General features: G+C 48.8%; 15 protein-coding genes. 8 read left to right on the forward strand and 7 right to left on the reverse strand.

The features are described 5' to 3' along the window. Positions 1 to 440 precede the first annotated feature (440 nt). Positions 441 to 641, forward strand: a complete 201-nt coding sequence (locus H6G00_RS03905; RefSeq protein ID WP_190795705.1) for a hypothetical protein — start codon at positions 441 to 443, stop codon at positions 639 to 641. A gap of 3 nt (positions 642 to 644) precedes the next feature. Here the strand turns inward: H6G00_RS03905 and H6G00_RS03910 are convergent, their stop codons facing one another. After that, positions 645 to 4,259 (reverse strand): response regulator, encoded by a 3,615-nt coding sequence (locus H6G00_RS03910; protein WP_190795706.1) that lies wholly within the window; start codon positions 4,257 to 4,259, stop codon positions 645 to 647. Between the two features lie 722 nt (positions 4,260 to 4,981). On the opposite strand from H6G00_RS03910, the gene H6G00_RS03915 reads away from it, so the two are divergent. Beyond that, the gene (locus H6G00_RS03915; RefSeq protein ID WP_190795707.1) at positions 4,982 to 5,581 is read left to right on the forward strand and encodes a GNAT family N-acetyltransferase; all 600 of its coding nucleotides are present in this window, start codon (positions 4,982 to 4,984) and stop codon (positions 5,579 to 5,581) included. A gap of 160 nt (positions 5,582 to 5,741) precedes the next feature. On the opposite strand, the gene H6G00_RS03920 is transcribed toward H6G00_RS03915, so the two are convergent. The 4 genes from H6G00_RS03920 to argC all read right to left on the reverse strand — a co-directional run bounded on the left by H6G00_RS03920 (position 5,742) and on the right by argC (position 9,891). After that, positions 5,742 to 7,805: a dynamin family protein gene (locus H6G00_RS03920; protein WP_190795708.1), complete on the reverse strand. Its 2,064-nt coding sequence runs from the start codon at positions 7,803 to 7,805 to the stop codon at positions 5,742 to 5,744. Position 7,806: 1 nt separating this feature from the next. Then, on the reverse strand, positions 7,807 to 8,130 hold the full coding sequence (locus tag H6G00_RS03925) for a hypothetical protein (RefSeq protein ID WP_190642239.1): 324 nt from the start codon (positions 8,128 to 8,130) through the stop codon (positions 7,807 to 7,809). A gap of 213 nt (positions 8,131 to 8,343) precedes the next feature. Beyond that, the gene (ybaK, locus tag H6G00_RS03930; RefSeq protein ID WP_190642240.1) at positions 8,344 to 8,820 is read right to left on the reverse strand and encodes a Cys-tRNA(Pro) deacylase; all 477 of its coding nucleotides are present in this window, start codon (positions 8,818 to 8,820) and stop codon (positions 8,344 to 8,346) included. A gap of 12 nt (positions 8,821 to 8,832) precedes the next feature. Continuing rightward, the gene (gene argC / locus H6G00_RS03935; protein WP_190642241.1) at positions 8,833 to 9,891 is read right to left on the reverse strand and encodes an N-acetyl-gamma-glutamyl-phosphate reductase; all 1,059 of its coding nucleotides are present in this window, start codon (positions 9,889 to 9,891) and stop codon (positions 8,833 to 8,835) included. A gap of 226 nt (positions 9,892 to 10,117) precedes the next feature. On the opposite strand from argC, the gene ribBA reads away from it, so the two are divergent. Next, complete coding sequence (gene ribBA / locus H6G00_RS03940) at positions 10,118 to 11,833, forward strand: bifunctional 3,4-dihydroxy-2-butanone-4-phosphate synthase/GTP cyclohydrolase II (protein WP_190795709.1); 1,716 nt, start codon at positions 10,118 to 10,120, stop codon at positions 11,831 to 11,833. Between the two features lie 110 nt (positions 11,834 to 11,943). Here the strand turns inward: ribBA and H6G00_RS03945 are convergent, their stop codons facing one another. Further along, positions 11,944 to 13,068 (reverse strand): site-2 protease family protein, encoded by a 1,125-nt coding sequence (locus tag H6G00_RS03945; protein WP_190795710.1) that lies wholly within the window; start codon positions 13,066 to 13,068, stop codon positions 11,944 to 11,946. A 258-nt stretch (positions 13,069 to 13,326) separates the two neighbouring features. Between H6G00_RS03945 and psb28 the strand changes: the two genes are divergently transcribed. Together psb28 and H6G00_RS03955 are read left to right on the forward strand one after the other, a co-directional pair. Further along, entirely contained in the window at positions 13,327 to 13,662 is a 336-nt protein-coding gene (psb28, locus tag H6G00_RS03950; RefSeq protein WP_190642244.1) for a photosystem II reaction center protein Psb28, read from the forward strand. Positions 13,663 to 13,675: 13 nt separating this feature from the next. Beyond that, on the forward strand, positions 13,676 to 14,188 hold the full coding sequence (locus H6G00_RS03955; RefSeq protein ID WP_190795711.1) for a molybdenum cofactor biosynthesis protein B: 513 nt from the start codon (positions 13,676 to 13,678) through the stop codon (positions 14,186 to 14,188). A 180-nt stretch (positions 14,189 to 14,368) separates the two neighbouring features. On the opposite strand, the gene ctpB is transcribed toward H6G00_RS03955, so the two are convergent. Then, positions 14,369 to 15,712, reverse strand: coding sequence for a carboxyl-terminal processing protease CtpB (ctpB, locus tag H6G00_RS03960; protein ID WP_190795712.1), 1,344 nt, complete (start codon positions 15,710 to 15,712; stop codon positions 14,369 to 14,371). Positions 15,713 to 16,381: 669 nt separating this feature from the next. Here ctpB and H6G00_RS03965 point away from each other — a divergent pair. The 3 genes from H6G00_RS03965 to ndhD1 all read left to right on the forward strand — a co-directional run bounded on the left by H6G00_RS03965 (position 16,382) and on the right by ndhD1 (position 21,015). Continuing rightward, positions 16,382 to 17,104, forward strand: a complete 723-nt coding sequence (locus H6G00_RS03965) for a YdcF family protein (RefSeq protein WP_190795713.1) — start codon at positions 16,382 to 16,384, stop codon at positions 17,102 to 17,104. A 185-nt stretch (positions 17,105 to 17,289) separates the two neighbouring features. Continuing rightward, positions 17,290 to 19,380, forward strand: coding sequence for an NAD(P)H-quinone oxidoreductase subunit 5 (locus H6G00_RS03970; RefSeq protein ID WP_190795714.1), 2,091 nt, complete (start codon positions 17,290 to 17,292; stop codon positions 19,378 to 19,380). 48 nt (positions 19,381 to 19,428) lie between these two features. Beyond that, positions 19,429 to 21,015: a photosynthetic/respiratory NAD(P)H-quinone oxidoreductase subunit D1 gene (gene ndhD1 / locus H6G00_RS03975; protein WP_190795715.1), complete on the forward strand. Its 1,587-nt coding sequence runs from the start codon at positions 19,429 to 19,431 to the stop codon at positions 21,013 to 21,015. Positions 21,016 to 21,079 lie beyond the last annotated feature (64 nt).

Here is a 21,079-nt window from a genome sequence, read left to right on the forward strand (position 1 = left end):
TCATGTGAAATTAAGTAACTCAAGGTTTCAATCAGACAAGCAAACCTCGGTGATATTTCGCTTTTGCAGGACGCTTCTGGACACTAGGCTAGGCTTAGTGGTCTGAACTGGATGGTTTTCAGCTAGGCATCTAACCACTCCACTGTTTGATACGCAATCAGTTTGAACGCGATCGACTCGATCCGTTCAATTCGACCTGGCTCTTTACTAAGTTTCAAAGTTTTCCGGTCCTCAAAACATTAACCTTTCAGTTACACCCCTTTCCATCTAAGAATCTACCTGATGATTAAACGGACCTGAGTGATAAAACGAAGGATAACCGTTAATCCGCCTGTTGTAGGGTGCAGCCAAGCCCGGTTGCTATGAGGTTCAGCAAAGCTGGTGAAATTTAGCAAAGCTTTCAACCTGTAAGGTTCTCAGATTGACGGAGCATTGTAGTTATGTATTTCGCTGAATTTGCCTTTACGGGTACCACGGAGTTGGCTAGTCAACTCCTGATTCAAGCCCCCTCTAAAGTCGCTGCAAGTGACTTTGCTCAAAAATACGCTTCCAACTGGGGAGTTGAGCTATTTTCGCTAACTCCCGCCACAGAAAAGCAGGTCAGGCTCTATAGCCTTTTGAGTAAGCCAGTTGAGGTCTAAGGTTTAGCGGTATTCATCCTCTTCCATATCAGTACGGATAGCGAAGGTGAGTACCGTTTCGTCTACCCCTTTGAGCTCCAAGGGGCTACCTTTTGTGATTACGTGCTCTTCCAAATAATCTGCTACAGCAGCTGATACCAAAATGCTGTCTGGACCTGCGGCTTCTTGAATTCGAGCAGCAATGTTGACGCTTGGACCGATCGCCGTGTAGTCTGCCCGTTCCACTCCACCAAACATGCCGACAACAGCAGTTCCCTGATGGATGCCACAGCGGAACTGGACGCGGCTAATGCCTTGAGTTTGCCAACGTTCGTTCAGTTTGGAGAGAGAGCGGTACATCTGCTGAGCAGCAGCGATCGCCCGTCTAACCTGCTCGTTTGGCGTAATTTCTTCTGGTGCGCCAAAGATGGCTAGAATTGCATCCCCCATGAACTTGTCAACAGTACCACCGTGGTCAAAGATGGCGTGAGTCATCTCAGTCAGATACTCGTTTAAGAGTTCGGCGACTCGGCGCGATCGCAACGTGTTCGACAACTGGGTAAAGCCAATAATGTCGCTAAACAAAACTGTGATTAGCCTTGGCTCTGGACGCAGATCAAGTGCTAGTTCACCGCGAGAAGCTTTTTCTACCAGCGAGGTAGGCAAAAACCGACGCAGCACTGATTCTGTTAAGTAGGAGTTGAGTTCTGCTACCCGTCGCTCATTAGCTTTCAGCGCTAGTAGATTACGAACTTCCGCCAACAATTCTCGACGGTTAAAAGGTTTTGACAAATACGCATCTGCGCCCTGTTCAGCCCCCTCGATGCGCGTGTCTTCGTCTGCTTTGGCAGTCAGCAACACAATTGGAGTACCTTTCAGGGCTTCGTCCTGACGGATCATTTGGATCATTTCCAGCCCTGATACCAGTGGCATCATCAAGTCTGTGACGATCAGGTAGGGACGCTGCGTCTGCGCCAGTTGGAAGCCTTCTGCCCCATTCCGCGCCGTTTGCACGAGATAGCCTGCCTGTTGCAAAATGCCAGCGACATAGTTCCGCAGGTCGGCATTGTCGTCTACAACCAAAACTTGAGCGGCATTTATCGGAGCTAGATCTGAACTGCCTGACGGTAATAGCTCGACCGGGTGGGAACCGTTGGGCAGATGGACGAGCGCTCCGCCTTCAGAAAAATCTGACTCAATGTCAGCCAACTCGACCGCAGCGCGGACAGGCTCTATCTCAGCCGGAATTTCAATTACCTGATTTAGCGGCAGATGGGCGATCCCAGTTTGCAGCCAGACGGTAAAGGTAGTGCCTTTGCCATAATCTGACTCGACCCAGACTTTGCCGCCATGTAGCTCGACCAGTTCCTTGACCAGCGCCAAGCCTAAGCCGCTGCCTTCATGACTGCGATTGGTAGAACCGTCTGCCTGATGAAATCGCTCAAACAGGTGGGGAAGCTGATCAGCACGAATGCCAACGCCTGTATCTTTAACTTTAAGTAAGCAGTGACTACCCGCCGACTGTAGCACCACATCGATGCTGCCACCCGCAGCAGTGAACTTCATGGCGTTAGACAAAAGGTTGTAAAGGACCTTGTCGAACTTCTCTAAGTCCAGGTAAATGGGCGGGCACTCAGACAGGTGAGTTGAGAGGGTAATTTGCTTGCGATCGCAATACGGTCGAAAGGTCTCCACAACCTGTGTGATGAAGTCCATCAGGTTACAGGGGCGGAAACTGGGCTGCATTCGACCTGCGTCTAGCCGCTGCAAGTCGAGCAGTTGGTTGACCAACCGCAGCAAGCGGCGCGAGTTTCGCAGGGCAATTACAGATTGGTCGTAAGATATCCCTTCCTGTTGAGCGACGGCTGTTTCTAACGGTCCAATCGTTAGGGTAAGCGGAGTCCGAAATTCGTGGGAAACGTTTTGGAAAAATTCGGTTTTTTGCCGATCTAGCTCCATCAGTTGCTCAGCTTGCTGACGGGTTTTTTGATAGAGCCGCGACTGTTGCACAGCGATCGCTGCCTGAGCCGCCACAGCTTGAGCTAGCTCAATTTCAGAGGTTTCCCATTTGCGTGGCTCATGCACCTGGCGCAGAGAAATGCTGCCAATAATCTTGCCGTTATACAGCAGTGGTACGACCAATAGGGCACGAGCAGGCGATCGCAGCGGCACATCCAGCACGTTCATCTCTGGATATTGGCTCAGGTCATTAATGATGACTGGCTCTTGTGTGGTCAGCAAAAGCTGCAATACCGGATTTCCCTCAATCGGCACGAGTGACTGGGGTAAGTGATGCCGATGGGTCGAACTGCCTTCCTCAAAGAAGGGGTTAGCAGACGGGCTAATAGACGAGTTGACAGAAAGCTCAAACCCGTTTTTGGAATGGTTAAAAGATTTTTGTTGAGCCGGAAGATTGTCAGAAGTTAACCAACCGTTCCAGTTTCGCTCTTCCATTGCGGGCAGCAGAGCGATCGCTTGACTGGGTGTCTCAATATCTTGACTGGCATCATGCAGCCCAACACATTGGACAAATTCATCCTCCTCAGTCCAGAGTGACAAAGCACAGCCATCGGCATGAAGTGCCTGTCCTAGCTTTTGAGTGATTGCTGCAAAAATCTCCTGTGGGTCAAGGCTAGAGCGAATTGCTGCCGTAATTGTGTTAACCAGTGCTTCTCGCTTAGCCAGTGCCCTGACCTGTTCATAGGCTCGTGCCTGTGACAGCGCTAATGCAGCCTGGTCTGCCACCATCACCACCAACTGCACCTCATCTCCTTGCCAAATGCGGGAGTAGCTGCACTGATGGAGTGCCAACACTGCCATTAGCTCTTGCTGACAAATTAGCGGAATTACCAGGCTAGAGCGAATTTGAGCCGTTTTATAAGACTGCTGGCAGCGATCGTCAATTGCCTCATCCCGAGGCGACTGCATTTCTGCCTGAGCATCGTTCATCACATGAACTTCTCGCGTTTCCCAGAGCGTATTTGCCAGGTTGTCTAGATTCCAGGAATCGGAAGTAGCTGCTGTTGATTCAGGCAGACGAGCCGTGTAAACAAATAGCTCATCACTGACGCGATCGTCATGAAATGGACGCAAAATACAGCAGTCCACCTCAAACATGTGACCCACCGTTTCCACGATGGTTTGAAGAATCTGCCGATAGCTCAGGGCACTGCGAATCGTGTTGGTCACCGCATTGAGCAGCGATTCTTGCCGCAGCGTACGGCAAAGCTCTTGAGTACGAGTTTTTAGAACATTGTGCGTATCGACTGCTTGGCGCACGACAACTTTAAGTTCTTCATCATCCCAAGGCTTAGTGACATACTTAAACACCTTACCTGAGTTGATTGCTTCTACCAAATCTTCGACATCGGTGTAGCCTGTTAAGATAATTCGGATGATATCTGGGTACTGAGTGGCAGTGAGGCTAAGAAACTCAGTTCCACTCATTGAAGGCATCCGCTGGTCAGAAATAATGACAGCAACGTCTCCTTCCCTCGCGAGAATCTCCAGCGCCACAGGCCCACTCTCCGCTCTCAGCACCTTAAACTCACGGTGAAAAGTACGGTAAAGCAGATCTAGATTATCTGGCTCGTCATCAACGACCAGAATTTTAGGCTTACTGTGATCTATAGATATCATGCACCGTCCTGCTTCAAGGGCAGTTAAGTTAATAGGAATGGACGGGGTTGGGACAAGGGTTTGGATGTGTCACTGAGCTTATCTGACAAGAGGCGACGCGACATCCTGATCTAGAATCTTGTCCATCTCTCAGTTATCTCTTGGTTAAATGTAGCTTTGAACCTGGAGATAGCGATCGCAACCTGAAAAGCATCCTAACGTTCCCTTAGGATTTCAGCCTCACCTGTAGATACCCCTACCCAAATATTACCGCTGTGCGCGAGCCTAACCGTAAAGCCGCACCCTAAACTGCACCCTTCTAAAACCTATCCAATTCTACTCAAGCAGACAAAACTGTGCTTCTACACTTATTGTGCCTTGAGTGTTAGCAGAAAGTCTGTGGCAAAAGCTGCTAATTTTTCAGGCAGTTAAACCAGGAACAGGTTTGAGCTGATTAACCATAGGTAGAGCTGATTAACCTTTGGCTAACTAGAAATTGCCTTCATTGCAGCAGCGTTAATTAACATTACTTCAAGACATAAAAACTTGCAAAATTTATTGTTGTAAAAATTATCTAAACAGTTTTCAACCCTGACCAACTTGAGATCTAGCCCCAAAATGTGAGTTGCCATTCTCTGAATACAATTCATACTGGGGAGTCTCAGGATTAAAATGAGAGGACATTCTATCTCTTAAGCGCAAAGCGCTAGTGTCCTTATCTCAACACAGGTGTTTTATCATCCTTGGTATTCAATCAATGGGAGTCTAGCGATCGCCCAAATGCCGCTCCAGTCCTAGTTCGAACGGCGCGGCAACAAGACCTAAACCGCCTTGCAGACGTACTTTCCAGTAGCTTTCACATAAAAGAAGGTGTAATCGGCTGGATTTATCCACTGTTTCGCATGGGCATTTATGAAGACCTGCGAAACCGCTTGCGGACAAAAACTGACCACTATGTTTGCCTTGTTGCAATCAATCAAGCTACCCCACAAGCGTCAAGCTACCCGCTAGGAGAGGAAAACTTAGTGGGAACGGTTGAAATGGGATTACGCACCCAATCGTTTTGGCAACCTCGCAGCCATGCCTACCTGTACGTGTCTAACCTGGCTGTACAGCGCGAATATCGAAGACAAGGGGTCGCTCAACAATTGCTTTTGACCTGCGAACGGGTCGCTTTGGAATGGGGTTTTCAGGAACTATATCTACATGTGTTGGAAAATAACTTGCAGGCACGACGACTCTATCGCAAAGCTGGCTACCAAATTAAACATGCTGAATCTAGCCTGAGCCACTGGTTTCTCGGACAACCCAGACAAATCCTCATGTATAAGCGTGTGGGTTAACGGCTAAAGACTCTGCCTGAGGATCGTGGAGATGGGGTGTATCGGTCGCTGTAAAGGCGATCGCTTCTCTGCCAGAGACTCAATTGAACGATCCCCTGCTGCGTTTCTACAAGGACGAAGGTTGTTCGCCCTTGAAAGAGACTGAGAAATTTCTGCGAGATCAAGACAGTAAGGATTGATAGGCGACTTCAACTCTTTGAGACTGGTCGGCAATAGTTGCTTCTAGCGATCGCAGTCTTTCCAGTTCTGCATCTCGATTAATCTCGCGGGTTTCTTTTTGCTTCAGCAGGTTCTCCAGTTCTGCCTTGCGCGACTGAATGTCTTCATTGATTCGCTTGGCGACTTCCCGGTCATAGTTATCAAAGCACTCCTGCACTGCACTGTAGATAGGCTGCCACTGCTCTTGGGCAATCTGGGGCAAGTGTTTAACTAGCTCCTTTTTGATTGCTTTGGCAAACTGTTTACGTGCATCATTTGCCTGAAGTGCGCCAACCCCCAACCCGGCTAACAGAATCCCAAAAGGACCCAAAATTGGTGCAAACAGCAGTGCAATTCCCCAGGTTGCAACCAGATTCAGCAAAATGCTTTTGAAGTCAAACCCCGTGGCTGCTAGCGCTGCCCCAGCAAGATTACCTCCCGCTAACGAGAAAAGTCCCATCGCCCATTTCGCCCAACCAGGAGTAGTGTCGTCTTCCCCAGATAGGTTCAGTCGAGTTTGAATGTCCTGCCCTGTCAGTTTTTCAGTAATTTGATTGGTTACTCCGGTGTAAGATGCGCCATGTCTTGCGGCACTCTGGGACAGTTCAGCGAAGGCTGACTCCAGATCTTTCTCGGCGGTGAGCGTCCAGGCAAAAAATTTGTCGTTGACGTACTGCTGAAACCCCTGCTGGGCAGAGCGATTGAACTGCTCTCGTTTGCTTTCGCTAAAGAAATCTAGAAACTGTAGGTCTGAGGGCTGGTAGCGCAAAAAGTCCTGCTCAAAGGTATTTTCTAGACTAAGCACATAGGTACGGAAGGAGTCGGCGATCGCCCTTGCTTTGCGATCGCGCATTCGTCGAATCTCATCGCAAAACTCATCTCGAATTTGGCTCAGTTTAGTGAATTCTGGCTCTACAGAGCTAATTCGCTGTTTCAACTCCTCTACATCTTGACCGAGGAGGGGAATGCGCCGTTCGACGGCTTGTTGAACTCGGAGGTTAGCCTGACGAGACAACGTTCTGGACTGGCGAAATTCAGCGATCGCCCGCTCTTGCGTCAGAAAAGTATTGAGCGCGCCCATGAATTCTGGAAAGCCTGTGCCCTCCAGTGAAGCGGAGGCATCCTTAATTCGTCGTCGCAGCGCTTGTATGGCGGAAACTTCAAACACCCGCTCATCATAAGTGTCCTGCCCGTCTACCTGGCAGTAATCCACCAGATTAGTGTGAAAGACTTTTCGCAGTTTGCTCTCTGCTTCTTCAAGTTCTTCTGAATCGTCGGAATCAATCAGTCCTTCCTTTACCTGATCCCAAGCGTTAATCAAGAAGAAAACCGACAGACCGCGATCTTTGATGTAGTTCTCTAGATAACGGCGTTCTGCTAGGGTGCAAGGCTGTGATGCCCGTAGGACAAATAGAATAGCATGGCAATTGTTGATGTAGCCAAGCGACAGTTCATTTCGAGCTTCGGTATCGTTTAATCCCGGACTATCAACAATTTCAACACCTTTTTCTAGTAACGGCAGCGGATATTCCACGACTGCGTGACTAACATCAGGAAATGCCTGCTGTTGCTGTTGTTCTAGCTGTTTTGCTTCTTGGGGATCAATTGTGTAACGCTGCTTAAACAGCTTGAAATCAATTTGCTCTGGTGGCTTGCCGTCATTAAAGTGAACCGTGACTCGTCTCTCAGCACCAAATTTAAGAATCGTTAGCAGCGCAGTACAGGGATTCACGTCACTAGGCAGCAGGTTTTCGCCAATCAGCGCATTGAGAAATGTGCTTTTACCTCGTTTCATGTCGCCCAGAATGAGCAGTCGAAATGCACCCTGACGTAAATTCTTTCCGGCAATGCCAATATCTGCAATCTCTTGGTCTAAACCCAACTTGCCAGAGGCTTCTGCAGCTGCAGACTCTGCGGTTGTGAGCGTTTCAGAAATGGTTTCTAAATAATCGGCAATTTCTTGACGCACTTTGAAAATTCGGTCAAGGTCTTGCAAAAAATTATGCGTTTCGACTTTGTAGCTCATGTTAATCGTTCTCAAAAAAGATCTTGTAAGCCAACCAAACAATTCCGATTACGATAAATGTGCCTGCTAGCCAACTCGCAATTTGAATGCCAATAACTACCAACACCACGATTCCGATAAATTTGGCGACGTTCTCTAGCTTTCTGTAGAAGCGCTTGAGGAAATTGAGCGGTTGAGCGTGGGGTGCAGCATTCTTGAGCTGAGCGTGACGTGAAGATTGCTGTTGACTAATTTCTGCTTCTAACTCCCGCAAACGAACTGCTAACTCACGGTCGCGCAACTCTTGCTCCCACTGCTGAAGTTGCTGTCTTTTATCAGAATTCATAGATGTCTGTTAGGGTGTCGGCGAAAATTCTGGGTGAATGTTCTACGACTTTAGCCTTCCCAACTTGGTACTGCCTAGGATATGAGTCTTTACTGTACAGGGGTGTAAGGGCGTAGCGTTCGGCAGATAGACCTCGGAATGAAGCGAGAATTTTTGCCCGAATGCTACGCCCCTAGGCAATTTGGACTACAGGTTAGATTGCTCAAATTTCTACTAGAGCTTGCTTTTGGCGATCGCCCCTACCTTTCCCTTCACCGCACTCAGATAGTCTGCTGGAGCTAGTAGAATCATCGTGCCGCGAACGCCTGCTGAGACGGCAACCTGGTCAAATAGCTCAACCGTCTCATCGATATACACGGGATAGTCTTTTTTGCAGGCTAAAGCGGTAACGCCACCCCGAATGTAGCCTGTGAGGGGCTGTACTTCTTTAAGGGCAACGGTGTCTACTTTGCGATCGCCCGTTAACTTCGCTAGTGCTTTCAAATCAAGCTGATCGCTACCAGGAATTACGGCAAGGCAAACTCCCTGGCGATCGCCTCTGGCAACAAGGGTTTTGAAAACTTGCTCAGGCGGTAGTCCAATTTTCTCAGCGGCTCGTTCGGCTGCTAGATCTTCTGGATCAACTTCGTAACTCCGGAGTTCATAGGCAATGCCTAAATTGTCCAGAATCCGTACTGCATTAGTTTTCATAGAAGGTGGAGCTTAGGGATAGAAGCTGAGTTGCGGTAAACCCAGTGTCTCTTTCCAGCCCATCATCAGGTTAAGGCACTGAATTGCCTGACCTGCCTGACCTTTCATTAAGTTGTCGATCGCCGACATGACGATGATGCGATCGGTACGCGGATCGACTTCAATACCGATATAGCAGAGGTTGGTGCCGCAGGCCCATTTGGTTTGGGGATAGGTGCCACTCGGCAAGACTTTTACCCAGGGGGAAGCCCGATAAAAAGCCTGGTAGATGGTAATTAGATCGTCTGTTACCAATCCAGGATCGCGCAGCGTTGCGTAGACCGTTGCCAGCAGACCGCGCACCATTGGGATCAGGTGGGGCGTAAACTGCACCATGACCTCGTGACCTGCCAGGGCGCTACAAACCTGCTCAATTTCAGGGGTGTGGCGGTGTCGCGCTACGCCATAGGCGCTGATGGAGTTATCAGCCTCTGCTAGGAGCAAATGTGTCTTTGCCTGCCGCCCACCGCCAGAGGTACCTGTTTTGGCATCAATTACAGCCGTTTCAGGAACAACTAACCCTTGCTTCATTAAAGGTGAGAGGGCTAACAGACTAGCAGTGACATGACAACCAGGACAGCCAACGAGTTGAGCTTCGGCGATGCGATCGCGATAAATCTCAGGCAACCCATAGACAGCGGTTTCCGCCACTGTCTGATCGGTGCGGTCGCCTCCATACCAGGCGCGATAGGTTTCCAGGTCGTCAAATCGGTAGTCTGCTGAGAGATCTAGCACCTTGCAGCCTTTTTGCAGCAGTGTCGGAGCCATCTTGTAGGCTAATCCATTGGGCAAGGAGAGAAAAACGACTTCGCAGCGATCGCCAATCGTCTCCAGATCAGGTGCCTCGACCGTCAAATTTACCCGATGTCCCAGGTGCGGATAAAGGTCAGCAAAAGATTTTCCGGCGCTGCTTTCACCGCCCAGATAAACTAGCTCAACTTCTGGGTGCTCAACTAGCAGCCGCACCAGTTGCACTCCACCGTAGCCTGACGCTCCTACAATCCCAACTGGCACGCGCCTGGAATCACCCATGATGTCTAAAGCTCTTAAAAGGTTTTTCTAGAAGCGCAGTAATTCTAACTTGATCACTGTGTCTCTAAATGCAGCATTGTAGTACTAAAATCAGGTTTTCGGGGGATGGTTACAATTGTCTCTGGCTGCTCGTGATCACCGCTGATTCAACTCTCCAACCAAACGGGCTAGAATTGGATTAACAAACTTCAGAAAAGTTTACGTCGTTATCTATTGGGAATTTCCTGTGGAATCGCTACATCCGTCAGGTTTTGAATTTGACTCAATCGAGGCTGCCCTGGTTGACCTAAAAGCAGGCAAGTCCATTGTGGTAGTGGATGACGAGAACCGAGAGAATGAAGGCGATTTAATCTGTGCGGCTCAGTTTGCCACGCCAGATATGATCAACTTCATGGCGGTTGAGGCCAGAGGGCTAATCTGCCTGGCAATGACGGGCGAGCGTCTGGATCAACTCGATTTGCCGCTAATGGTCAGTGGTAGAAGTTTTGAAGATAGTAACGAGCAAACTGCTTTTACCGTCAGCATCGATGCAGCGCTACATCTAGGTGTGACAACGGGAATCTCGGCTGAGGATCGAGCTAGAACAATTCAGGTGACGCTCAACCCTGAAACAAAACCGGGTGACTTGCGCCGACCGGGACATATCTTTCCACTCAGGGCAAAAGAAGGGGGAGTGCTAAAACGGGCAGGACACACCGAAGCCGGCGTAGATTTGTCCAGGTTGGCAGGGCTGTATCCGGCTGGGGTGATTTGCGAAATTCAAAATCCCGATGGCTCAATGGCGCGGCTACCAGAGCTAATCGAATACGCCAAATTTCATCGCCTGAAAATCATCAGCATTGCTGATCTGATCAGCTATCGGCTCCAACATGAGCGGTTTGTCCAACGAGAAACAATTGCCGATTTGCCGAGTGAGTTTGGCAAGTTTAAGATTTACGGCTACCGAAATTTGTTAGACAACTCAGAACATGTGGCGATCGTTAAAGGCGATCCCGAGACTTTCAAGGATCATTCTGTGATGGTGCGGGTTCACTCCGAGTGTCTGACGGGAGACGCGCTGGGTTCGCTGCGGTGCGACTGCCGAATGCAGCTTCAGGCTGCTCTCAAAATGATTGAATCTGCTGGGGCAGGCGTAGTAGTTTACCTGCGGCAGGAGGGACGAGGAATCGGGCTGGTAAACAAGCTCAAGGCTTACTCGTTGCAGGACTTGGGTTTAGATACGGTGGAAGCGAACCAGCGGCTAGGTTTTCCCGCTGACCAGCGGAACTATGGTATCGGTGCCCAAATCCTTAACGATGTGGGAGTTCAGCAGTTTCGCCTGATCACCAACAATCCACGCAAAATTGCGGGTTTGAAGGGTTACGGGTTGGAAATGGTGGATCGAGTGCCGCTGCTGATTGAAACGACTTCCCACAACTCGGTTTACCTGGCGACCAAAGCTGAGAAGTTAGGACATTTGCTGCTGCAAACCTTCTTGGTGACAGTGGCAATTCAGTGGCAAGATGATTTGCGATCGCCTACTGAGCGCTATGAGCGGCTAGAAAAGCTGCGCTACATGGCAAGAAGCCACGACTTAATTTTGCAGGAAGAGGCGCGTCCAGTGGCGATCGCCCTCTTCGGCAAATCTTCTCTCACCTTCCATTTAGGATTTGACCAGCCTAGTGTTGCTGCGCCTGACTGGTATCAAGACGCAGGACATCCTTATGTGCGGGCGATCGCTGAAATTCTTGACAACCTAGCGACTTGGCAATCTGTCCAGCAGCTAGAGTTCTTGATTTCTCCAGGTGGCGACCCGATGACTACGTTGCAGGTACAGCTAGACCGGCAAATTTTCCGGTTAGACCAAGAACCAACGGCTGATTCAGTTAAGCCTTCGTCAATCTGCGATCGCCTGGAAACTCAGCGGGTCTACGTCTTTTCTAGCCACGCACCCAACAATTGAAAGATAGAGTGAAAAAGCACAGGGGGCAATGCCCCCTGTGCTTTTTCACTCTATGGCAGTCAGCGTTGAAGAAACCCAGCGTCCCGCTATTCACTCGGCCAGCTAATGGATCAAGCAGCTTCTGCTTCTGCTTTCTTCTGGAGAAGTTGAACGATTGAAGCCTTTTCTAACAACCCAACTAGCACGCCATTGTCGCGAATTACAACTAGGGCAGGAAGCTTCTTCTCCTCTAGCAATCCAATCACTTCTAGCAGCGGCTTGTCTGAGGGCACAGTGTTGACTTGGTCAATGGGCTGCATCAGTTCCTTCACCTGCACGTCCCACCAGTCGTTAGTTGGAATGGTTTTCATGCTATCAACAGAGATCTCACCCACCAACTGACCGTTTTCATCGGTCACTAGAAATTTTTGCCAGTTCTTTTCGTTGCCAATGATGTAGCCATTCGCAAACTCTCTAAGAGAACTGCTAGCTGACACAATAGGGCTGTCGGGATCAACTGCGTCCCCAGCAGTCAGCCCACTCAGCTTTTCCTGAACAGTTGCAGACTGAGCCGATCGCCCTGCATTCTGCAGCAAGAACCAGCCAATCAACAGCGTCCAAATGCTGCCTACATTGCTCAGTCCTAGTACCGATAGAATTCCTAGCGCAACTCCAACCCAACCAAAAAATTGACCAACACGGCTCGCGAATGCTACTCCCTTATAAGGCTTGCCTGTAATCTTCCAGACTATTGCTTTAAGGACGTTACCCCCATCCAACGGCAAGCCGGGGATCAAGTTGAATACACCTAAAGCAAGGTTGATATAGGAGAGAAGCGCCACGATTGCAGTTAAAGCATTCGGTAGGTCTAGTAGCAAGTTGACTGCTGTGAACAACCCAAAGAGGACAAAGCTGACTAGGGGTCCGGCAATCGCCACCTTAAAGGAACCTTCGGGAGTCTTTGACTCTTCTCCCAAGCTGGCAAGTCCACCAAAGATAAACAGAGTAATCGATTTCACCTCGATTCCCTGAGCCATTGCCACAAAACTATGTCCCAGTTCGTGCGCCAGAACAGAGGCAAACAGCAAGAGAGCCGTCACAAGCCCCAATCCCCAGGCAGTAACACCTAACTCAGGAAACTGAGCCACTAAACCACTGCCGTAGCTCCAGGTAACTAAACCTAAAACGAGGAACCACGACGGGTTGACGTAAAAAGGAATTCCAAATAAATTGCCGACTCTTAAATTGCCGTTCATACCATTACCTCTGAACTAGGCGAATAAGCGCGCTTTTCTCAATCTTTCCATAGATGATCGTAACGAAATATAAATAATCCTTAAATCCATCAACTGATGTAATGTCCGTCCTAATCAGTTCGGTCAAGAGATAGAAATAGCCAAAACGTCTAGAAGCAGCTTGAACTGAATCTGTCCTCCTGGATGTGTTCCCTGGTGTTACGGATAATGGGAAGATGATAATTTAAGCCCACACTAAGCAGCCGGAATAGGAAGATTATGGCTCAAATTGAATTCTCTAGAGGAGTGATCGAAGAGGTCATTCCTGATGTTCGTTTGACTCGTGCAAAAGATGGCACAAACGGTACGGCCACGTTTTATTTTCAAAATCCTAAAGCTCTGGCAAATGACAGTACTACTGAAATTACCGGGATGTATCTGATTGACGAAGAGGGCGAGTTATCAACAAAAGAAGTAAAAGCAAAGTTTGTCAACGGCCAACCTGAAGCCCTTGAGGCGATTTATATCATGAGAAGCGCAGAGGATTGGGAGCGCTTCATGCGCTTTATGAATCGATATGCCGAAGAGAATGGGCTAGGGTTTAACAAATCCTGATTTTGCAAGCACTATGGCTGTTCCCCATCCTGATCCCCGTCCGATTGCAATTGGCTGTGCTGTAATCACGGTCAGCGACACTCGTTCCCCTGAGACTGATCGCAGCGGTCAGCTAATTCAAGAGTTACTTCAGGCTGCCGGACATCCTCTTATTCAGTACGTCATTGTTAAAGACGAACCGGAGCAGATTCAGCAACAGCTTAAGGCACTTTGTTTACGGGACGATTTGGAGGCTGTAATCTTAAACGGTGGTACCGGGATCGCACTACGGGATACAACTTATGATGCGATCGAGCGTTTGCTTGAAAAGGTTTTGCCTGGTTTTGGCGAACTCTTTCGCTGGCTGAGCTATCAAGAAATTGGCTCTAGGGCGATCGCCTCACGAGCAGTTGCTGGAGTTTATCGTTCTAAGCTAATTTTTTCCTTACCGGGTTCTAGCGGTGCAGTTAAGCTGGCGGTTGAGCGGCTGATTTTGCCAGAAATTGTCCATCTGGTCCAACAGCTTAATCCTGAAGTCGGAAAGTAGCACTAGAGATTGCTGGATTGATGGCAATTGCCTTAACAGTTACTCCTTTTCTACTACAAAGATTCAGAGATGCATCCCTAAATCTTTTAGCACTTAATCTTCAACTGGGAAAAAAGTAAATGAAAAATGGGGAAGGTTAAATCCTTCCCCATTTTTTGATTTAACACTGATACCTGTGTTTTATTGGGGCGAATTCATCCGCTCTTGCCCAATGCTAATTGGTTGAACGGGCTGCTGATTTCGATTAGCTACGATGTCAGGCTGTAGAGCAGCGATCGCTCCTGCATACTGGGGATCAGCGTCCGTTGTCGCCAACAGCGTGGGTGTAGAAGCTAGCCTTTGCCGCTGTGAATCGGTCAAGTTGATCTCAACATCAGGCGTAATTCCGCGATGGCTAATATCGGTGCCAGCAGGGGTGTAATAGTGAGCAATGGTAACAGCCAAACCAGCACCGTTTTCCAGGGCGTGAACCGATTGCACTAACGCCTTTCCAAAGGTTTGGCTACCGACAACGGTTGCTCTACGATTGTCCATCAATGCGCCCGTGAGAATCTCGCTGGAACTAGCAGAGTTGCCATCTACCAGCACAGCCAAGGGCAGTTCAGTGAGAGCGGTGTGATTAGCGCTCGTTTCTCGGCTAGCTCCATTGCGATCGACCGTTCTCACAATATCTCCAGCCTCAATCCACATCCGAGAAATGTCGATGCTGGATTGCAGCAAACCACCCGGATTACCCCGTAAATCTAAAACAAATCCTTCTGCACCCTGGTTTGACAAATCCCGAATAGCACGACGCATCTGGTCAGCCGCGTGGCTGCTAAACTCGCCCAAGCGAATGTAGCCAATCTTAGTATTTCCTTCCTGACGCAAACTGTAGCGAACCGTAGGTAACTCAATCCGGGCACGGGTCAACGGGATGTCAAAGGCTTCAGAACCGCTGCGGCTAACTCGCAGAGTAATTTCGGTACCTGCTTCACCCCGAATCAAGCGAGAGGCATCTTCTACTGACATGCCACTGGTAGATCTGCCATCGATCGCCAAAATGCGATCGCCAGTTCTGATCCCCGCTGCGGAAGCAGGAGAATTTTGCAGGGGTTCAACGACCGTTAACGCATTCGTTTCTGAATTAAGCTCAAGCCGAATGCCGACTCCAGACAATTCTCCTGACGTTTGGCGAGTCAATGCCCGATACTGTTCAGGGTCCATAAAGCGAGTGTATGGATCTTCCAATCGCTCTAACGCATCCCGTAATGCCTCATAGGCTTCCTGCTCAGAGGCGTAGTCAGCACTTAGCAGATCTTGACGCACCGCCTGCCAATCAACCTGATTGAAGCTGGGATCGACATATTCCTGATAAACGATTTGCCACGCTTCATCCAATACTGCTTTGGGACTGTCTTGTAGAGAAGCTTGGACAGAAGGGCTAAACGTTGGACTGAGAAGTGAAAGGGTGGTCGTTGTCGCGATCGCCCCACTGAATAGGGCTGTATGCAGCAAGTTGGAGAGCCAGGAAGATTGATGCATTGAAGGGTATAAGACTAGGGTTGGATACAGGGTTTAAGTCAGACAGCAGGGTTCACGAAATGCACCGGCAAAAGCAGGTAGGGAACACAAATTACAGAGACAAAAGGTGCAGATAGGTAGTCAAAGCGAAGAAGCAGTAGCACCAAAAACTGAAGGATCACTGGAACCGTCAAACTGTGAGGCTATTGCTGGGCTAGCAATTATTCAACCTTTTAATTCGATTTAGCCTATTCAACTGTTTACAAAGTCACTGGACTGTAGAGATTGCAGACTGATATAAGCTACTAAAGTTAGACCAACAAGCTTTACCTGGTTAATGCTTAGGTAATTTGTTGGGGGCGATCGCTAAGTCTTCTGAGCAGCTGGGGCAAAACTTCAGACATCTCCCTAAAGGCGTGCTTTTCAGCATACTCAAGCAGTTTAGTCAGGCTGTGTCAATCTTGTGACAGTTTTGTTTGGTGTCCTTAAATATTCAATGTCCTTAGGCAGGTTGGCGTTTTTAAGATAAAGCATCTTGAATAAAAAGCTTTTAATACTAAGAACTTGTGAAGCTGAGCTGAAACAATGATGCTTCGCTGATTATTTCTCGCTAATTTAACCCCTTCTCCTCGACTAATCTGAAAAATCGTGAACAAAATTTACTAATGCTGTTTTGATGTTGGACTTTCAATGCCAAAAGCCAAACGTTCGAAAGTGGGTCAGTCTTCTTTTCCTCGTTCAAAAAAACGTTCCTGGCATAGAAAAATTGCCCATCACCCAATTCGTACTGCACTAGTAGGACTGGGACTGTTGTTTTGCAGTTGGCTGTTAGTGAATTTGATTACTTTACGTTCGGCTGCAACTGCCCCCATTGATGCCTATTTTGTCCTAGGAGGCAGCATTCAACGAGAAATCTATGCGGCAGAACTTGCAAAACAGCATCCTGAAATACCGATTTTGATCTCTACTGGCTCTACAGATCCATGCATCTGGCTAATTTTTCAACGCGCTAATGCTCCTATGGATCAGGTTTGGATAGAAGATTGCGCTCAGTCCACGTTTGGTAACTTTTATTTCGGCACACCCATTTTGCAGCAGTGGAACGTCCATAAAGTTGGGTTGATTACGTCTGGAAGCCATCTACCTAGAGCAAAGTGGTTGGCTCAAATCTTGCTAGGAGCACACGGCATTTGGGTCGAGCCAGAAATTGTTACAGAGCAAGGTGTTCCAGGAAATCAAGAATCCTGGCCGAAAACGGGGTTAGACGTAGGAAGAAGTGTGGTCTGGGCGATCGCCGGGCAGTTTTACCAACCTAAATGTTCAGGAGTGCGATCGCTTTCCTCCGTAGACATCAATAGCTGGCGACAAGAAGGCTTTCGCTGTGAACATCAGGGCAATCTGGAAGGAAGTTAGAAGGAAGTTAAAACATTCTCAATTCAGGTTCTTAATCCAAAGAGTTTCTTAAATGTCAATAATATGTTTTAAGAATGCAACGATTGAACGGCTGTGCCTTTGGTGAGAAACTTCCGATACCAGTCTGTGTCACAATGAAAGCGGTTTTGCCAACTCAGTTAAGAAAGTTGAAGTAGGCGTGAGTCATGGAATTCATATATCAGTATGCGTGGCTGATCCCAGTGTTGCCTTTAGCAGGGGCAATGTTAATCGGAATGGGCTTAGTCTCGTATGGCAAGACAGTTAACAAATTTCGGCAGGGTAGTTCTGTATTCATCGTCTCCCTGATTGGGGCAGCGATGGTTTTCTCCTTTGCCCTGCTGTGGAGCCAAATTCAGGGACATCCCCCTTATAACCGGATTATCGAGTGGGCGGCCGCTGGAGATTTTCACTTGACGATGGGCTATACCATCGACCATTTGACTTCTCTGATGCTGGTAATTGTGACAACGGTAGCTTTTCTGGTGATGATCTACACCGATGGCTACATGGCACATGATCCTGGCTATGTTCGCTTCTATGCTTATTTGAGTTTGTTTAGCTCCTCAATGTTAGGGCTGGTCATTAGCCCCAACCTAGTGCAGGTCTATATCTTCTGGGAACTGGTGGGTATGTGTTCTTACCTGCTGATCGGTTTCTGGTATGACCGCAAGGCGGCTGCGGATGCCTGTCAGAAGGCGTTTGTAACTAACCGTGTCGGTGACTTTGGCTTGTTGCTAGGTATTTTGGCGTTGTATTGGGCTACAGGTAGCTTTGAGTTTAACGAGATTGGCGATCGCCTCCAGGAACTCGTTCAATCTGGCTCCCTCAGTGTAGGTCTAGCTAGCCTTTTCGCTATCCTGGTTTTCCTCGGTCCTGTTGCAAAGTCAGCCCAGTTTCCACTGCATGTCTGGTTGCCTGACGCGATGGAAGGCCCTACCCCAATTTCGGCGCTAATCCACGCTGCAACGATGGTCGCCGCTGGAGTATTTTTGATCGCGCGGATGTTTCCGCTATTTGAGGGCTTGCCCGATGCGATGAATATCATTGCCTGGACGGGGGCTTTCACCGCATTTTTGGGAGCCAGCATCGCGATCACCCAGAATGACATTAAGAAGGGGCTTGCCTACTCCACCATGTCTCAGTTGGGCTACATGGTGATGGCGATGGGCGCTGGCGCTTATGGTGCTGGGTTGTTCCATCTGATGACTCACGCTTACTTCAAGGCAATGCTGTTTCTTGGCTCTGGTTCGGTGATCCACGGCATGGAGTCTGTCGTGGGACATGATCCAGTGTTTGCTCAGGACATGCGTTTGATGGGCGGCTTGCGGAAGTACATGCCCGCGACAGCAATAACCTTCTTGATTGGCACGCTAGCCATCTCTGGAATCCCGCCGTTTGCGGGGTTTTGGTCAAAGGATGAAATTTTAGGTTCTACCTTTGAGGTGAACCCAATTCTCTGGGCGATCGGTTGGCTGACTGCCGGAATCACGGCGTTCTACATGTTCCGTATGTACTTCATGACCTTTGAAGGTGAATTTCGCGGCAAGAACGATAGCATCAAAAATCAGCTTAAGAATGAGCAGCTTCAGCGTTTAGGACTGGCTTTTGGTCCTGGCGCAATGAACTCTAAAGAGTTGACGACGGATGTGCCTGAGCTACACGACCATGAAGCGCATGAAGGACATCACAGCGATACTCCTCATGAGTCACCCGCTACAATGACGCTGCCGCTAATCTTGTTGGCGATTCCCTCGCTCTTAATTGGTCTAGTGGGAACGCCTTTCGCTAACTACTTTGAAGCGTTTATTCACCCACCGGGAGAAGAAGCGATCGCCGGATTCCCTCCTCTCGAAATTCCAGCTGAGTTTGAGTGGACCGAATTTCTGGTCATGGGCGGTAGCTCTGTAGGGATCGCGCTAATCGGGATCACTTTAGCTTCGTTGATGTATCTGTCCTTCAAGATTGATCCAGGAGCGATCGCCAAAACGATTCAGCCGCTCTACAACCTCTCACTGAATAAGTGGTACATCGACGATATCTACAATGCTGTTTTCGTCAAAGGCAGCCGCCGTTTGGCAAGACAGGTTCTAGAAGTAGACGTGCGGATTGTTGATGGTATTGTCAACCTGGCCGGCCTCGTCACCCTGATTACAGGCGAAGGCCTAAAATATCTGGAAAATGGACGGGCACAGTTCTATGCCCTGATAGTATTTGGAGCAGTTCTGGGCTTAGTTCTGATCTCCGGTATTACCTAAACCCTCATCTCCCAACCCAAATCCTATCGCTGATAAAAAACTGAGCTAATGGATACTGCCAATTTTCCCTGGCTTACCACGATCATTTTGCTTCCTGTAGTTGCCTCCTTGCTGGTGCCCTTGATCCCAGATAAGGATGGCAAAACAGTTCGTTGGTATGCCCTAATTGTCGGACTAATCGACTTTGCAATCATTTCTTACGCTTTTTACACGCAATACGACCTCTCCGATCCGGGGATGCAGTTGGTTGAAAGCTATGCCTGGGTTCCTTCCCTCGACCTGAACTGGTCGGTTGGGGCAGATGGCTTGTCAATGCCGCTGATTTTGCTGACTGGGTTCATCTCTACGCTAGCAATTTTGGCATCCTGGCCTGTGACGCTAAAGCCGAAGCTGTTTTACTTCCTGATGCTGGCAATGTATGGCGGTCAGATTGCTGTCTTTGCGGTGCAGGATATGCTGCTTTTCTTCCTGGTTTGGGAGCTAGAACTTGTTCCGGTTTACTTTTTGCTCTCGATTTGGGGCGGTAAGAAGCGGCTATATGCGGCAACCAAGTTCATCCTTTATACGGCTGGGGGTTCGCTGTTTATCTTAATTGCAGCGTTAGCAATGGCGTTTTACGGCGATACCGTGACGTTTGATATGCGATCGCTGATGGCAAAGGACTTTCCCCTTAACTTCCAGCTTCTTGTCTATGCCGGATTTCTGATTGCCTACGCCGTCAAGCTGCCGATCTTCCCGCTGCATACCTGGTTACCCGACGCACACGGAGAGGCAACGGCACCTGTTCACATGCTGCTGGCAGGAATTCTATTGAAAATGGGCGGCTATGCCTTAGTCCGGATGAATGCAGAAATGCTGCCCGGTGCTCATGCTTACTTTGCGCCAATTTTGGTGATCCTGGGCGTGGTAAATATCATTTATGCGGCTCTCACATCGTTTGCTCAACGCAACCTGAAGCGCAAAATCGCCTATTCTTCTATTTCCCATATGGGCTTCGTGCTGATTGGGATCGCATCGTTCACCGATTTGGGATTGAGCGGTGCAGTATTGCAGATGGTATCGCATGGCTTGATTGGAGCGAGTTTGTTTTTCCTGGTTGGAGCAACTTACGACCGGACGCATACCCTGATCCTGGATGAGATGGGTGGCGTAGGTAAGCAGATGCCGAAGATTTTCGCTATGTTTACCACTTGCTCTCTCGCTTCTCTGGCTCTACCAGGAATGAGCGGCTTTGTTGCGGAACTAATGGTGTTTGTAGGTTTTGCGACGAGTGATGCTTACAGCGTGACTTTTAAGGTTCTGGTAGTCTTCTTGGCAGCAGTGGGTGTCATTCTCACGCCGATTTACCTGCTGTCTATGCTGCGGGAGATTTTCTTCGGACCAGAAAACAAGGAGTTGACTTCTCACGAAGTTTTGGTTGATGCAGAGCCGCGTGAGGTGTTTATTATTGCTTGTTTGCTGATCCCAATCATTGGCATTGGTTTTTATCCGAAGCTGCTGACTCAGGTTTACGATTCTAAAACGATTCAGCTTACTGCTCGTTTGCGGGATTCAGTCCCGACGTTGGCTGAGCAAGCTCCGGTAAGAGAACCGTTGGCGGCTCAAATATTTCGGGCTCCGGCGATCGCTAAATAATACAACGTCAATTCGTTGAGTAAAGAGGAAAGGCAAGTCCTTTCCTCTTTTTTTGTCCTCAATT

It is taken from the genome of Leptolyngbya sp. FACHB-541 (genome assembly GCF_014695875.1).
Lineage (GTDB): Bacteria > Cyanobacteriota > Cyanobacteriia > Elainellales > Elainellaceae > JAAUTN01.

What these genes read in the sequence shown, in the direction of transcription:
- H6G00_RS03905 (WP_190795705.1), top strand. Translation starts at nt 441, where the DNA reads ATGTATTTCGCTGAATTTGCCTTTACGGGTACCACGGAGTTGGCTAGT.
- H6G00_RS03910 (WP_190795706.1), bottom strand. Translation starts at nt 4,259, where the DNA reads ATGATATCTATAGATCACAGTAAGCCTAAAATTCTGGTCGTTGATGAC.
- H6G00_RS03920 (WP_190795708.1), bottom strand. Translation starts at nt 7,805, where the DNA reads ATGAGCTACAAAGTCGAAACGCATAATTTTTTGCAAGACCTTGACCGA.
- H6G00_RS03925 (WP_190642239.1), bottom strand. Translation starts at nt 8,130, where the DNA reads ATGAATTCTGATAAAAGACAGCAACTTCAGCAGTGGGAGCAAGAGTTG.
- ybaK (WP_190642240.1), bottom strand. Translation starts at nt 8,820, where the DNA reads ATGAAAACTAATGCAGTACGGATTCTGGACAATTTAGGCATTGCCTAT.
- argC (WP_190642241.1), bottom strand. Translation starts at nt 9,891, where the DNA reads ATGGGTGATTCCAGGCGCGTGCCAGTTGGGATTGTAGGAGCGTCAGGC.
- H6G00_RS03945 (WP_190795710.1), bottom strand. Translation starts at nt 13,068, where the DNA reads ATGAACGGCAATTTAAGAGTCGGCAATTTATTTGGAATTCCTTTTTAC.
- psb28 (WP_190642244.1), top strand. Translation starts at nt 13,327, where the DNA reads ATGGCTCAAATTGAATTCTCTAGAGGAGTGATCGAAGAGGTCATTCCT.
- H6G00_RS03955 (WP_190795711.1), top strand. Translation starts at nt 13,676, where the DNA reads ATGGCTGTTCCCCATCCTGATCCCCGTCCGATTGCAATTGGCTGTGCT.
- ctpB (WP_190795712.1), bottom strand. Translation starts at nt 15,712, where the DNA reads ATGCATCAATCTTCCTGGCTCTCCAACTTGCTGCATACAGCCCTATTC.
- H6G00_RS03965 (WP_190795713.1), top strand. Translation starts at nt 16,382, where the DNA reads ATGCCAAAAGCCAAACGTTCGAAAGTGGGTCAGTCTTCTTTTCCTCGT.
- H6G00_RS03970 (WP_190795714.1), top strand. Translation starts at nt 17,290, where the DNA reads ATGGAATTCATATATCAGTATGCGTGGCTGATCCCAGTGTTGCCTTTA.
- ndhD1 (WP_190795715.1), top strand. Translation starts at nt 19,429, where the DNA reads ATGGATACTGCCAATTTTCCCTGGCTTACCACGATCATTTTGCTTCCT.